The 16,093-nt window shown below is 39.6% G+C and carries 8 protein-coding genes and 1 pseudogene; 7 read left to right on the top strand and 2 right to left on the bottom strand.

The genetic code is table 11. The features are described 5' to 3' along the window. The 3 genes and pseudogenes from FC19_RS01075 to FC19_RS01065 all read left to right on the top strand — a co-directional run. Nucleotides 1–375: pseudogene (locus tag FC19_RS01075) on the top strand (N-acetylmuramoyl-L-alanine amidase family protein); the annotation flags it as partial. Nucleotides 376–687: 312 nt separating this feature from the next. After that, on the top strand, nt 688–2,064 hold the full coding sequence (locus FC19_RS01070) for a DUF2252 domain-containing protein (RefSeq protein WP_057875149.1): 1,377 nt from the start codon (nt 688–690) through the stop codon (nt 2,062–2,064). Between the two features lie 171 nt (nt 2,065–2,235). Continuing rightward, on the top strand, nt 2,236–4,770 hold the full coding sequence (locus FC19_RS01065; RefSeq protein ID WP_057875148.1) for a M1 family metallopeptidase: 2,535 nt from the start codon (nt 2,236–2,238) through the stop codon (nt 4,768–4,770). A 155-nt stretch (nt 4,771–4,925) separates the two neighbouring features. On the opposite strand, the gene FC19_RS01060 is transcribed toward FC19_RS01065, so the two are convergent. Beyond that, nucleotides 4,926–6,137 (bottom strand): NAD(P)/FAD-dependent oxidoreductase, encoded by a 1,212-nt coding sequence (locus FC19_RS01060; protein ID WP_057875147.1) that lies wholly within the window; start codon nt 6,135–6,137, stop codon nt 4,926–4,928. A gap of 320 nt (nt 6,138–6,457) precedes the next feature. On the opposite strand from FC19_RS01060, the gene FC19_RS11270 reads away from it, so the two are divergent. Next, on the top strand, nt 6,458–8,413 hold the full coding sequence (locus tag FC19_RS11270; protein WP_162261175.1) for a peptidoglycan amidohydrolase family protein: 1,956 nt from the start codon (nt 6,458–6,460) through the stop codon (nt 8,411–8,413). Nucleotides 8,414–8,546: 133 nt separating this feature from the next. On the opposite strand, the gene FC19_RS01050 is transcribed toward FC19_RS11270, so the two are convergent. After that, nucleotides 8,547–11,510, bottom strand: coding sequence for an LTA synthase family protein (locus FC19_RS01050; protein ID WP_057875146.1), 2,964 nt, complete (start codon nt 11,508–11,510; stop codon nt 8,547–8,549). Between the two features lie 365 nt (nt 11,511–11,875). Between FC19_RS01050 and glpK the strand changes: the two genes are divergently transcribed. Genes glpK through FC19_RS01035 form a run of 3 tightly spaced genes read left to right on the top strand, consistent with a single transcriptional unit; the run spans nt 11,876 to nt 15,997 of the window. Further along, nucleotides 11,876–13,393: a glycerol kinase GlpK gene (gene glpK / locus FC19_RS01045; RefSeq protein ID WP_057875145.1), complete on the top strand. Its 1,518-nt coding sequence runs from the start codon at nt 11,876–11,878 to the stop codon at nt 13,391–13,393. A gap of 18 nt (nt 13,394–13,411) precedes the next feature. After that, nucleotides 13,412–15,271, top strand: a complete 1,860-nt coding sequence (glpO, locus tag FC19_RS01040) for a type 1 glycerol-3-phosphate oxidase (RefSeq protein ID WP_057875144.1) — start codon at nt 13,412–13,414, stop codon at nt 15,269–15,271. 9 nt (nt 15,272–15,280) lie between these two features. Then, nucleotides 15,281–15,997: an MIP/aquaporin family protein gene (locus FC19_RS01035; protein ID WP_057875143.1), complete on the top strand. Its 717-nt coding sequence runs from the start codon at nt 15,281–15,283 to the stop codon at nt 15,995–15,997. Nucleotides 15,998–16,093: the final 96 nt, after the last annotated feature.

Below are 16,093 nucleotides of genomic sequence, written 5' to 3'. Positions count from 1 at the left end.
ATAGCTAATCAACATAAAACAGTTTACTATAATGCCAACGGTCAAATGCAGTATGGTCAACAACACATTAATGGACACTGGTACCTGTTCGACAACAACACTGGAGCAATGAAGACCGGCTTGCAGTATATAGCTAATCAACATAAGACAGTTTACTATAACGCTAACGGTCAAATGCAATATGGGCAACAACACATTAATGGGCACTGGTACTTGTTCGATAATAATACTGGAGCAATGAAGACCGGCTTGCAGTATATAGCCAACCAATATAAGACGGTTTACTATAATGCCAATGGTCAAATGCAGTACGGGTCTCAAAAAATTAATGGCAAAATGTACTATTTTAACACTGCCACTGGAGCACAGAAATAAGGAACAGCATTAATGTGTTTTGATATAAAACTCTTGACCTTATTCAAAAACATAATCTAGAAGTAATCACTTCATAAAAATGAACTCTCACAGAAATCATCTGAGAGTTCATTTTTTGCTAAAAAGGGTTCAAATATTGAGTGGCCGAAGAAAAAATATTCAGCACCTAAATTTAATGTATCAGTTAAAATTTACCGTAGAATGCAAAAAATGCGTTACACTCTAGGAAAGGGTCTTCCAATGACTAATAATGATTTTTTCTCTTTTTTTAAATGATAGGGAATATTGCTTAGCAAGATGGGAGTAATAGAAATGACTAAGAAAATGATCTTTGACGTCGATCAGATAAATGTTTCAAAAACAGCAGAGGAATTAATTGAGATTGGTAGAAAAAAGTATCAGGAGACACCGAGCGACAAATTAACGACTTACCGAGAGCTCAAAAGAGACGCTGTTAAGAGCATTAAGGCAGTTGAAATAGGAATGATTTCGGACCTGCTTCCGATGCGTCGAGAGCGAATGTTGAAAAATACGTTCTCATTTTATCGTGGGACAGCTGGATTGATGGATTTTGATTTAGCTGAACAGGTCCACAGCAACATTCCAGTTCTGCTGTGTGGGGATGCTCATATTGAAAACTATGGTTTTTATGCATCGCCGGAACGGCAGCTATTATTTGATCTCAATGATTTTGATGAAGCTCGAATTGGTAATTGGGATAGTGATTTACGTCGTTTACTGGTCAGCATTTATTTAGCTGGAAAAGAAAATGGGTTTAAAAATAAAAAACTGCGAAAGCTAACTCAAAAAGCAACAACAGCCTATCGGTCTGCTATTGCACATGTAGGATCAATGAAAATGATGGAACGTTTTTACCTTTCACCTAAAGTTCGATTGTTAGCTGAAATAGTTCATGAACAAAATGATGGTGATTTTGAAAAATCGTTGGCAGATATTATTGCAAAGGCAACCAAAAATGATCTAGGTAAGGTACTCAAGAAATTTACACTGCTCAATTCTAATGGAGAACGAGTTTTTATTGAAGATGCACCACGGTCTGTCCATGTTTCTAAGAAGCAGATCCAGAAATTTGCAGCCGCATTTAAAGACTACCGTGCAACAGTTCCTGAAAGGATCAAAGTTTTGCTGATGCATTACCGAATTACGGATGTGATTCGTCATAGTGTGGGAGTCGGTAGTTTTGGGTCCCGTTGTTATCTGGTGCTTTTGACCGCAAATGATGGTAGTCATTTAGTTCTTCAAGTTAAAGAGGCTTTACCCACAAGAGACTCCTTTATTCCGATAAAGTTGGATATTGATCTTCATCGTGAGATCGGTGAGGGAAACCGAATTATCAAGGCACAAAAAATAATGCAATCTGCCTCAGATCCTTTTTTGGGCAGCATGAATATTGATCAGCGCAGCTATTATGTGCGTCAATTTAGGGATATGAAGGGCTCATTTAATCTTGAAAAGATGAGTTGGCAAGGATATAAACTTTATGCGGAAGTTTGTGCACTGCTTCTGGCTTTTAGCCATTTTCATAGTCCAACTGCACCGATGATTCAGGGGTACCTTGAAGAGGCAGAAAACTTTGATGAGCTAATGGCCGATTGGACATTGAAATATGCTCGGCAAGTGAAAATTGACTATAAAAAATATAAAAAATATGTGGAGACAGAAAACTGAGCTGGCTTTCAAATAGTGACATTTATGATAAAGTTAAGAGAAGGGGTCTTGTTCTTTGAACTTATCACTTGAAGGAATGTTACTTTTTCTTACATTTACATTTCGGAATAGTAGCGTCTTGAGACTGAAAGTCGTATAATATCTTTATTCTAACAAAACAGAGGAGAAATCATGGCTGAATTGACACGTTTTTATAATATGTTCCAACCAACACATTATGACATTTTTTTGAATATTAATCGCGAAGAAAAGCAGTTTACCGGTAAGACAACGATCACGGGTGCTGCTAAAGAACAGTCGATATCTATCCACCAAAAGGATTTGAAGATTTTGTCTGTTCAGGTAGATGGGGAGGACAGGGCCTTTACTACTGATACTGAAACCGATGCACTTCAAATCAACTTGGCAAAAGCGGGTGATGTCAAGATAACGATCACCTATAAGGCGGAACTGACTGATACAATGATGGGAATCTATCCATCCTACTACACTGTTGATGGTGTTAAAAAGCAGATAATCGGGACACAATTTGAAACCAACTTTGCACGGCAGGCCTTCCCATGTATTGATGAGCCTGAAGCTAAAGCAACTTTTGATATTGCACTTAAATTTGACGAGCATCCCGGTGAGGTGACGTTAAGTAACATGCCCGAGCTGCGAGTTGAAGATGGAGTACACTACTTTGACACAACTGTTCGGATGTCAACTTACTTGATTGCGTTTGCTTTTGGCGAATTGCAAAGTAAACAGACAACAACTAAAAGCGGTGTAAAAATCGGGGTTTTTGCAACAAAGGCTCATCAAGCAAATGAACTTGATTTTGGACTTGATATTGCCAAGCGTTCGATTGAGTTTTATGAAGATTTTTATCAAACACCATATCCGCTGCCCCATTCTTGGCAGCTAGCTCTGCCTGATTTTTCCGCAGGTGCAATGGAGAACTGGGGCCTTGTAACCTACCGTGAAGCGTATCTGTTGCTTGACCCAGAGAATACAGCACTTGATATGAAGCAGCTTGTTGCAACTGTGATTGCGCACGAACTAGCTCATCAATGGTTTGGTGATTTAGTCACGATGAAGTGGTGGGATGATTTATGGTTGAACGAAAGTTTTGCCAATATGATGGAATATGTTGCAGTTGATGCGCTTGAACCGGATTGGCGTATCTGGGAAACCTTCCAAATCTCAGAAGTTCCGGCTGCACTGCAGCGTGATGCTACTGACGGTGTGCAATCTGTGCATGTTAATGTTGAAAACCCAGCAGAGATCGATGCTTTGTTTGATGGTGCGATCGTTTATGCAAAAGGCTCACGCATGTTGGTGATGGTCCGGGCCTTAATTGGCGATGATGCTTTGCGAGCTGGATTGAAAAATTATTTTGCCGCACATCAATTCGGAAACGCAACTGGGGCCGATCTATGGGCTGCTTTAGGTGACTCATCTGGTATTGATGTGGGTGCCATCATGAATTCATGGCTAGAACAACCCGGATATCCAGTGGTAACTGCCAGCGTGACTGATGGACAATTAGTATTAGAGCAGCAGCAATTCTTTATCGGTAAAGCTCAAGCAGCTGGGCGTCAATGGCAGATTCCTTTGAATAGTAATTATGAAACGGCACCAGCAATTATGGCTGATAAGAAGATTGTACTTGGAAATTATGCGGCTCTGCGCGAAAAAAATGGCGTACCTTTTAGAGTGAACATTGGTAATAATTCACACTTCATTGTTAAATATGACGAGACTTTGTTAACTGATATTCTGGATAATTCTGCTGCATTGGATCCTATTTCAAAATTACAGCTTTTACAAGACTTACGCTTGTTAGCAGAAGGAAAGTACGTATCTTACGTAACTGTTGCACCACTGCTTTTGAGTTTTGCAGATAGTCATTCAGCAGTTGTCAACACAGTACTTTATCAGGTTGCGGGCAATTTAAAGAAATTTGTGACACCTGATTCAGATGAAGAGAGAAATTTAAAAGCGTTTTTCAACAAGTTAAGCGCTGCACAAGTTGCGCGTTTGGGTTGGAAGGCAAAAAAGGGTGAATCCAATGATGATCAGTTGACCCGACCATATGTATTAGGTGCGGCTTTGTATGCCGAAAATGCCGACGCAATTGCAGCAGCACACAGTTTATTTGAATCTAACGTAGAACATCTTGTAGCTTTGCCAGCTGATATTCGAGTTTTTGTTTTGAGCAATGAAGTCAAACATTTCGGCAGTGGCACGCTGTTCAATAAATTGTTGGAGGCATATCGTCAGTCCTCAGATGCCAGCTATAAAGCAGATATAAGTTCAGCACTGTCAGGTACGCCCGATACAAGTTTGATTGCACGGTTAATTGAGAAATTTGAAGATGCTGATACAATCAAACCGCAGGATCTGCGTGCTTGGTTCCGCAGCGTTTTGGCCAACAAGGATGGTCAACAGGCAGCATGGGACTGGATTCGTGCTGACTGGAAGTGGCTGGAAAAGACTGTTGGTGGCGACATGGAATTTACAACGTATATTACAGTTATTGCCAGCATTTTCCGAACACCGGAGCGCTTGGCAGAGTTTAAAACCTTCTTCGAACCTAAGTTGGAAACTCCCGGTTTAACGCGTGAAATCAAGATGGATATCAACGTAATCGAAAGCCGTGTTGAACTCATCGAGCGTGAGAAGAATGCTGTGGATGCGGCCATCGCTTCAATCGTTGAATAACGTTTACCGTAAATATTTAAGGCATTTTAGTTGGATAAAATAAATATGTTTATGCAATTAGAAATGCAAGTATAATAAAAAGGCAGCTCAAATTTTGAGTTGCCTTTTTTGCTGTTTAGGAGATAAGCAAAAGTTGCTGAAGTGATAGATATTTATCAATCAACTTTTTCTAAAGATAGTATCTTTTCTAAATCAGTCAAGTGTGGCTTCTTTTTCAAGATATTACGATAATGATCCAAGTTTATGCGGGCATTCCATAGCAAAACACCTTGAAGGACATCATTATCATCGAAGTAGTAAATCACACTGCCATCTGAGTGCTGGAGACGCTCCGCATACATTCTTAGGCTAGAACTGACTGCCCCGAGCGCTTCCCATGAAACATCAAAGACCCAGCTGTAGAAATAAGGTGTGTGGTTATAGGAAGTTTCTTTCCCGGCCATATTTTGGCCAGCAGTATACCCGGATTTGACCGCATGGTTAACGTGACCAGCATTTTGACGACCAAGAATGGCATCTGAATATGAGATAATGTCACCGGCAGCCCAGATATCGGAAGCAGAGGTTTTCAAATTTTTGTCGACAATAACACCGAGTTTATCAGTTTTTAGATGCGCTTTTTCAGCCAGTTCGAGTTCAATTTTGGCTCCTAAACCAAGGACTAATCCATCACCTTTGAGAACTGTGCCGTCATTTAGGAAAACTTTAACTTGGTCACCTTGTGTCTCATATTTTTCAGCGCGTTTGTTTGAATATATTTTAACACCGGCATCGATATACTTTTGCTGGTATTTTTTACTTAAGTAAATTGGAAACTTCTTATCGTAGAGACGCTCACCACTGATAACAAGAGAAACTTGGACATCATTTTGGACAAGGCCTGCTGCGATTTCATTGCCAATATAACCATTGCCGACAACGATAATGTGTTTATGTGCACTGCTAAAAGCACGAATTTTACGGTAATCATCTTTAGAACGTAACGCAACAACCAGATCACTGTCAGGACCAGCAAGCGTTTGAGGGGTACTGCCGGTCGCAAGCAGCAACTTATCATAACTGAACTGTATTCCATCGGCAGTAGTGACTAAGTGTTTAGTTGGATCAATTTGGGTCACTTGTGTTTTTAAAAAAAGAACAGCATTATTTTTTTCCTTCGTATGAAAGTTTGTATCGTCTTCTGTAAATTCAGGATCTACCCAAAGTTTCTTGCTCAGAGCAGGACGGGCATACGGCTCGTCAGAATCAGCAGAGACAATACCAAGCGAGCCCTTTGAATCGATAGAACGAATTCCAGCGGCAGCTTGGTCTGCCGCCATCCCGCCACCAATAAAAAGATAATTAAAATGTTTTATTTTTTCAGGCATAGAACAGTACCTTCTTCCATATTTTTAGTCAGTAATAAGATTTCCTTTTATAAAAAAGTTTCATCCCCAATTATAAGATAGCTTGACTAAAAATTTAAAAAATCTGCTTGTGAATGAGTAAATGTAGGCGTTTATTTCTAAAAAATAATGAAATAGTCTTCGGAAAGTTCGTTAAATTGCTCGCAAACATAATTTTATATCATTTTTTGAACTTTTTTGAGATATCCCCTTTAAAAAGAACAAATTTCGGCGATAATTCTAGGTAGGGGAAGTAATTTGTTGATCTTAGATTCAAGGTGAGTAAAGAAAGGGAATAAATGATGTTGGTTAGAAGAAAACACTATAAGATGTATAAAGCTGGGAAAACTTGGATTTTTGCCTCAATAATGGCATTCGTGGCAGCTGCTGGGATAGCAGCAAGCAACACGTATATTTCAGCGGATGATGTGTCCTCAAGAAATTCCGTGACAGTTTCAACTAGTAGAAGTGATGCTCAAAGTACATCGCAAAGAGAAGATATATCTGCAGATGCGGCGGAAAAAACTGCAGGTGTTAAGAATAATACAACAGATGCTGCAAGTACAACAAGCAGCACAGATGCACCTGCTAAGGCATCAAAAACTAGTGATAGTGCAAGTCGTGACGCTGCGACAACTTCAGTTCCAAATACAGTTGATAGCAGTATGAACACTGTTCAAAAGGCCGATCAGACCAATACGGTCAAAACAAGTAGTTCTCAAAAAGACAGCAGTGAGAAGAGTTCTGCAGCTCAAAATGCTTCTTCTGAGACGGCGGTTTCGCAATCTGCTTCAGTTGCTAAAACAGTAAAAGCTGCGGTTGCAGGGCAATCGACACAAAAGGCGGCAACGGATACTCAGGAACAGAAGAATGCAGATAAAATTGTTAATAACAATAGTGATAAAAAGGACACGGCAAATGTATATAAACAAGTTTATGTAAATGGTCATTGGTATTTGACTGACGTAGCAACAAATAAGTATTTAACTGGTTTTCAGAAGATTAAAGATCAGAATAAAACAGTCTATTATAGCAACAATGGTCAGATGCAATATGGCCAGCAGTACATCAGTAGCTACTGGTACTTGTTTGACAATAGGACCGGCGCAATGAAGACCGGTTTTCAGTATATCAATAATCAGCACAAAACGGTTTACTATAACGAAAATGGTCAGATGCAATACGGTCAGCAGCACCTTAATAAACATTGGTACTTATTTGATACTAACACTGGTTCAATGAGAACAAACTTTCAACGGATCGCTAATCAGAATAAGACAGTTTATTACAATGGCAGCGGTCAAATGCAGTACGGACAACAGTATCTTAATAAACATTGGTACTTGTTTGATGACAATACAGGGGCAATGAAGACCGGGTTCCAGTATATCGGCAATCAACATAAGACAGTGCATTACACTGATAACGGTCAAATGCAGTATGGTCAGCAGTACCTTAATAAACATTGGTACTTATTTGACAGTAATACCGGTGCAATGAAAACGAGTTTTCAGCGTATTGCTAATCAAAATAAGACAGTTTATTATAGCGGCAGCGGTCAGATGCAATATGGCCAGCAGCGTCTTAACGGTCATTGGTATTTATTCGACAGCAGCACAGGTGCAATGCAGCTTGGTTTCTGTTATATAATTAATCAGCGTAAAGTCGTTTACTATAATACCAGTGGTCAGATGCTTTATGGTTCGCAGGTGATTGACGGGGTCCATTATTACTTCAAGCTTGGAACTGGTGAGGTAACAAGTGGAAAGTCGTTGGCAGAGCGAGCGATTAAATGGTTTTATGAGCGCGAGGGGCGCATTACTTATTCAATGATGGGCTCGCGTAACGGTAATGACGGAACCGCCGACTGTTCAGGCTCTGTTACACAGGCTTTGTGGACTGCCGGATTAGGAACGCCAGCGGCTTCAGCACGAAGATGGGGTGGTTACAATACTGACAGTCTGCATAGTTATCTTACAAGCAATGGGTTTAAACTAGTGGCTGAGAATCACCCTATAAATGTTCAGCGTGGTGATGTGATCATATGGGGTAAGAAAGGGTCGAGCAGTGGCGGCGCTGGGCATACCGGAATCATTTCTTCACCAGGATATATGGGTTCGGCAAATACGACAGCTAAATTTATTTCGACCTGTTATTGGACTAATGGGCAGCGCAATACGGCTATTCAAGATTTGTCATATTATACCTACTGGCTGTACGACGATAAGCCTTATTATTACGTATACCGCCACGCATGATAGTGGACACAGATCAAACCAAAAATTGATTTCAAAAAAGCAACGATCCTTCGAAAAATGTCATATTTTCGAAGGATCGTTGCTTTTTATATCTATACATAAAGTGATGAAACAGAGCCCTTATTTATACAGTTTATTTAACCTTCTGCTGAGCCCAAGTGGCAGAATACTGTTTGCCAGCAGTTAGATCATACTGAATCAGCAGATAGTCATGTAGCAGCTCCTTTTGTTTCTTTGAGAGAGATTTCTTTTGAACGATTTTATTTGCTTGGGAAACAAAAATATTGTAACTATTGTTTTTTTCACCATCGAAAGAAGGATTAGTATTCATTGCAGGTAAGTCAGCGGAAACTTTAGTTAGCAAAGCATAATATGGTGAAACCTTATTATTGCCAGCTGCTAAAGACAAGGCAGGAAACTGATACGGACTGGCGATGTTTTGCTTTAACTTTGAAGCTTCTTGATTGCTGTAAATGAAGTAATCTGTTTGGTGCAGTTGCAAGCCATATTTGCTCATGCTGTCACCGGAATATAAACCGGGTAAATGATCACCATACCATACGAGCGTGACCGGTCGATTGATTTTATTGATCTTACGAATAAATGATCTCAAAGCCCAGTCAGTATAGTTGAGGCCTTGCGAATATGTCTGCAATTTTTGCTTATCTGCATCATTCACAGCTGAACCTGATATTTTGTATTTGCTGGAAGTATAAAAATCATTATATGGTTGATGGTTCTGCATGGTTGTTAATTGAATAAAAGTTGAACCTTTACGATATTTTCGAGCTTGTTTGATAGTTTCATTGTATGCAGAGCGATCTGAGATCATTGTGCTATTGTCTAGTTTTTGGGTGTAAGTTAATTTGTCTTTGCTGCCGACATAATAGAATTTTTGAAAACCAAATTTTTTAAAAACATTGATCCGGTTATAAAAAGTTGCAGTAAACGGGTGAATCGCAACTTTATTCTTAAAAAGATCAGTGAAAGCTGGCGCACTTTTCTGTTGGGGAACGATTTGGTAGTAAGGCAGGCTTAGAGTAGATGAAAGATTACTGTATGATAGTCCTGTCAGAGATTGCCATTCTAGGTTGGCAGTTCCTCCACCATAGCCGGTACTTAGCATCAGACCTGATGTTGTTTGTTTTTTTAAACTTGTCAGATAAGGAATGGGATTCGGAGTGACCTTCAAATTAGGAACACGATTGGGGTCACTGTAACTCTCGCTTAAAACGAAAATAACTGTTTGATTGTTTAAACTATTTTTGCGGGTTTTGTTGATTTTATGAGCTTCAGCACTGTACTTTTTGGTGATTTGTGCAATTTTACTTTTAGAATACCCAGATGGTTCAGGCATGATCGAAGGGCTTAAACCGCTGAAAAACTGAAGAACAGGTCCGTTAAGCTGTGCATTGCGTGTAGCATCCCATGCTATATTTTGGACTGAAAAGGCTCCTTGAATGATGGATGAGACAGAACTTTTATCACTGATGCCCAGTGAGAAAAACAAAATGATTCCTGAAAAAAGAAGTGTTAATAATCTTTTACGCCAACTGTGGAATCGGTTATGATAATTACGCTCAAACTTGAGCGTAATTAAAATGCTGGAGACTGTCAGGACTATGAGTAGGGCGATAATACCATAGAGCGCGAAATTGCCGATCATTTTTGCAAGTTCATCAATAGATGTGATCATTGAAAGATCGGCTGGAAGTATTGGCTCGTTACGCATTTTTATTTTTAAATATTCTGAAATAGAGATAAAGATCGAAATTCCAGTAGCGATGAACAAGGAATAAGTGTAGCGGTTAATCAAGGCATACAGTGCGATAAATAATGTTAAGAAAATGAGTACATTCAAAAGTATTTGATTTTGCGAAGTGAGCAAGGTTTGTTTGAGAAGATTGATTGTAAGTCGGTTCGTAGCGAGTTGAACGCTCCAAAATTGAATAATAGTTAAGACGGCACCCCAAATAAATGAAAAGATGAGACGCTTGTTGTTTTTGATCATTTTTTTAACGAATGGAGTGAAATTATAAACATCACTGAGCTGTTTCGGTGAAATTTTTTCTAATCGTCTGCTGATCAAAGAGAGGCGGGCGAGACGATTGAACAGCAGTGTGAGACAGATAACGATCAATAAAATGATACCGCTGCAAACTATTAATTCTTTAAGCCATGAAACTAAGCTGAGCTTATTAGCGATCATATAATTTGTTTTCAAGCGATAATTAAAAATGGGAAGTGAAGTAAAAATGACCGCAGTAAAAATCATCCACGAAGAATATGCGTGGTGCTTAATGGCAGAAGTTGTGATTGTGAAACTTTTTTTGAAGATGTTGAAAAGGCAGAGGCTGAGTATAAAAGGAATGACTGCATAGCTTGAAAAAAAACGGCTGTCAAGATTTCCAGGTGTCTGGCTGATCGGTGCGATTTTTAAGAATAAAACCAGCGCAAGAAGTGATAATAGGAACAGTCCAGCATATTTTAAATAATATTTTTTTGAATAAGAACGACTATCTGAGAAATAGTTTCCCAATATGAATAAAAAACCTGTCCAGACGAGACTGCTGGCGGAATTAATCCCCCAAAGTGGTTTGTTAAATATAAAAGGCATGGCAACAAAGAGCCACATTAAAAACAGCATAATTGAGTGCTTATTATTAGCGGAGAGCGAGTCAAGATAAGTGGAAATCCTGTATCCAAGAATGTACCAAACCAATAAAGAAGCCGCAAAGGGGAAATCATTATGACTAAGCGGGAAAAAAAGAAGCCATATATCGCGCGCGGCGAAACTCTTGAATAATAAAAGTGCTAGTAGAATACCGCTTATTCCGATCGAGAAGAAAAAGAAAACGATCTTGCCTAAATTTCTGATGGGGTGAGGATTTCTCCGAGCGAGCGCCCCCATATAGAGTGGAATCAAGTTAACCGCGGTACTGCTGAAAACAAAAAGAGACCAATACAAGAGGTAGCGATAAGGCTGTTCTCCAATAAGCGGCGGTGTTACTGCAGATGATAAGAGTTGGTAGATAATGAATAAGATTGTGATTGTAAACGGCATCATATTTTTGTAGGATCGAACGAGTTTCAGCATTAAGTCAAGCACTCCCTAACTTATGGTTAATTTAAATTATATATTCATTTATTCTAGCATATCATGCTTGCGACTTTGTAAGAAATGCTCACATTTAAGCATCATTTTATATTTAAGATTACACAGTGAAAATAATAGCATCTTCTGTTGATTGAGCCAAATTAATTCTTTTTAAAAAATTGATATAGTATACTTAAACAAAATGGTTAAAAAGTTACATAATTTTCTAATCAAACAGGCAGGAGACAAATAGATTGCCAAAAAATAAATATTGTGTAAAACTTAAATTATTATGATAGCGCATACATAATAAAAGGCCGAATTAATTTTAAAAGATGTTTTTGAACACTATAGGGGGGATTATTATGGATAAATCATACGTAATGGCAATTGACGAGGGGACAACAAGCACACGAGCAATTATTTTTGATCACGATGGTAAGAAGGTTGCCGATTCACAAAAAGAATTTACACAGTTTTTCCCGCATCCGGGTTGGGTAGAACATAATGCGAATGAAATTTGGAATGCAGTGTTGTCAACTGTTGCTTCAGCATTTATTGATTCTGGAATACATCCGAATCAAATAGAGGGGATCGGGATCACCAATCAGCGGGAAACGACTGTTGTGTGGGAAAAAAAGACTGGGCTCCCAATTTACAATGCGGTAGTTTGGCAGTCGCGCCAGACTAGTCCCTTAGCTGACAAGTTAAAGAGTGAAGGACAGGCAGAGATGATTCATCAAAAAACGGGACTGGTCGTTGATGCTTATTTTTCGGCAACTAAAGTAAGATGGATACTGGATCAAGTACCAGGAGCACAAGAAAGGGCCGAAAAGGGAGAATTGTTATTTGGAACGATTGATACATGGCTCGTTTGGAAACTAACGGGTGGGGATGTACACGTTACAGATTACACGAATGCATGCAGAACGATGTTGTTTAATATTCATGAGTTGGATTGGGATCAGGAAATTTTGGACCTCTTGAATATTCCACGAGTAATGCTGCCGGAAGTAAGAGAGAATTCAGAGGTATACGGTAAAACCAAGGAATACCATTTTTATGGAAGTTCAATCCCAATTGCTGGAATGGCTGGTGATCAGCAGGCCGCTTTGTTTGGTCAATTGGCATTAAAAAAAGGAATGGTAAAAAACACCTATGGCACAGGTTCGTTTATAGTGATGAATACAGGCTCCGACTTGACTCTCTCTCAAAATGATTTGCTGACAACGATTGGATATTCTATCAATGGGAAGGTTACGTACGCACTAGAAGGTTCGGTTTTCGTATCTGGATCTGCCATGCAGTGGCTGCGTGATAGTATGAAAATGCTGCATTCTGCACCAGAATCAGAAGAGGCCGCTCTTTCCTCTACAAGTCGTGATGAAGTTTACGTTGTTCCGGCTTTTACCGGATTAGGTGCGCCTTATTGGGACAGTGAAGCACGCGGTGCAGTTTTTGGATTAACTCGGGGAACAACACGCGAGGATTTTATCAAGGCTACTTTGCAAGCGTTATCCTATCAGACACGAGATGTTGTTGACACAATGAATAAGGATACTGGACTTAATATTCCAGCGCTTAGAGTTGATGGCGGTGCGGCCAACAATAATTATTTGATGCAATTTCAAGCGGATTTGTTAAACATTCCAATAGAAAGAGCTAAGAATCTTGAAACGACAGCATTAGGAGCCGCATTCTTAGCTGGGCTTGCTGTTGGTTTTTGGAAAAACACGGATGAACTTCAGCAAATCTTTGAAGTTGGTCGGAGTTTTGAACCTAAAATGGGCGAAAAAAAACGTGAGAATTTATATAAGGGTTGGAAAAATGCAGTCAAAGCAACACAAATGTTTAAGTTTAGACCGGAAGATGAAGATGATTAGGAAAGGAAGGAAGAACAAATGGAATTTTCTTATATGACACGTCAGGAAAATATCAAACGTCTGAAAGATGAAGGACTCGATTTATTAGTGATCGGTGGGGGAATAACTGGTGCAGGTGTTGCCGTTCAGGCTGTGGCATCCGGGATCAAGACTGGATTGATCGAGATGCAAGATTTTGCTGAAGGAACAAGCTCACGTTCAACTAAATTAGTCCATGGTGGACTACGTTATTTGAAGACATTTGACGTTGAGGTTGTCTCTGATACGGTTAAAGAACGAGCCGTTGTTCAAGGGATCGCGCCGCATATTCCAAGACCATTTCCAATGCTGTTGCCGATTTACGATGATCCATCGTCGACTTTTAATATGTTCAGTTTAAAAGTCGCTATGGATTTGTACGATCGGTTGGCCGGTGTTGATGGGACTAAGTATGCTAACTATACGATTGATAGAGAAGAAGTAGTTCAACGGGAGCCAAATATCAACCAAGAAAATCTATTAGGAGCAGGTGTCTATCTTGATTATGTGAATAATGATTCAAGACTGGTTATTGAGAATATAAAAGAGGCAAATGATTTAGGAGGAATAATCGCTAACCGAGTTAAAGCTGTTTCCGCAATTTATGATTCTGATGGAATTATCAATGGTGTGATAGCTGAAGATGGATTGACGAAAGAAAAATTTGAAATAAGGGCTAAATTGGTTATAAATACTACAGGTCCATGGGTAGATAAGGCTTTTGAACTTGATGAGAATAAAAGTAAGATTCCAGTTATGCGCCCAACTAAGGGGATCCATTTGGTAGTAGACGAGAAGCGCCTGTCAATTCCACAGCCCACCTATTTCGATTCTGGAATGGGTGATGGAAGAATGATCTTTGTTGTTCCGCGTGAAGGGAAAACTTATTTTGGAACTACGGATACTGATTATCATGGAGATTATAGACATCCTAGGGTAGAACGTGAAGATGTTGACTATTTATTGAAAGCGCTCAATAAACACTTCCCTAAAGCTGGGCTTAGTTTGAATGATATTGAAGCCAGCTGGGCTGGTTTGAGGCCTTTGATAGCTGGCAACAGCAGTTCTGATTATAATGGTGGAGGAGCCAATACAGGTAAAGTCTCTGAAGAAAGTTTTACGTACTTAATCGAAACGGTAGACTCGTTCAATGAGAATAAGGCAACACGGGAAGATGTTGAACAGGCGATCAGCCAATTGAAGACAGCACGAATGGAAACGAACCTGAAACCATCCCAAGTTTCACGCGGATCGTCCCTTGATGTAGGAGCAGACCGTTTGCTGACGTTGTCTGGGGGGAAAATAACAGATTATCGAAAAATGGCTGCTGGGGCGTTGAAGCTGATCAGGAAAATGCTTAAGGACTATTTTAACGTTGATTCCAAACAAATTGATTCCAAAAAATTGCAAGTCTCAGGTGGTCACTTTGACGCTACGAATGTTGAAGATACAATCGAATTTTACAAAACAATAACGATGGAAAAGGGAATTCCTGAAAAGCGAGCTCTTGATCTTGCTAATCGTTTTGGTTCAAATACGCCGCGTGTCATTTCATATGCTAAGAAGCTAAAAGCGGGAAATTCAACGCTTGATCTTGCCGAGCGACTTAGTCTGTACTATTCGATCCAAGAAGAAATGACACTTACACCTGTTGACTATCTTCTACGCCGTACTAATCACATTTTGTTTCATGCCGATAAGATTAACAACATAAGTGAAGCAATTGTTGGAGAAATGGCAAAAATTTTGGAGTGGTCAGATGAGCAAAAGGAAAAAATGTCTGAACAGTTGGATCAGGTAATTTCAGAAACGGAGTTGAATTATCTTAAGGAAAGCAAACAAAAACAATTGATAGGGTAGGTGAAAGAAATGAATAGCATTATAATTCAAGCACTAGGCGAGTTTATCGGAACCTTTGTTTTAGTTTTATTAGGAGATGGAGTTTGTGCTGGAGTCAATCTGGCCAAATCGAAGGCCAATAATGCCGGTTGGATAGCGATCTCGTTAGGTTGGGGTTTTGCTGTCACAATGGGAATCTATACGTCGGCATTCTTAGGACCAGCGCATCTTAATCCAGCAGTTACTATTGGAATGGCAATTGCAGGCAAATTCCCCTGGTCAGGCGTTTTAATATTTATTGTTGCACAAATGTTGGGAGCATTTTTGGGAGCTGTGCTGGTCTGGATCCATTATCTGCCGCACTGGAAAGCAACACAGGACAAAGAAATGATTTTAGGCACTTTTGCCACTGGTCCGGCGATCCGCAGTTATTTTGCAAATTTTATAAGCGAAGTTATTGGAACCTTTGTCCTGGTATTTTCCCTTTTGGCTTTTACGCGGGGACAGTTTACCGCAGGGTTAAATCCAGTTATTGTAGGTATTTTAATTATTGCAATTGGCCTTTCGCTAGGAGGAACAACAGGATATGCAATTAATCCTGCACGAGACTTAGGACCGCGGCTTGCTCATGCATTTCTACCGATTAAAAATAAAGGTACATCGGATTGGGAGTATAGTTGGGTACCAGTGTTAGGTCCAGTTGTTGGCGGCATTTTAGGAGCAGGTCTCTTTATAATACTTCCATAATTGGTGATGAAGATAATAGCGCAGTAGAGATGCAGCGGATAATTCAAAAATAAAGTTGATATAGAATAGAGCTTACAGAGTTGAGTATGGTCAATT

Source organism: Liquorilactobacillus aquaticus DSM 21051, assembly GCF_001436755.1.
GTDB lineage: Bacteria > Bacillota > Bacilli > Lactobacillales > Lactobacillaceae > Liquorilactobacillus > Liquorilactobacillus aquaticus.
This window is presented reverse-complemented; position numbering and strand designations above follow the sequence as displayed.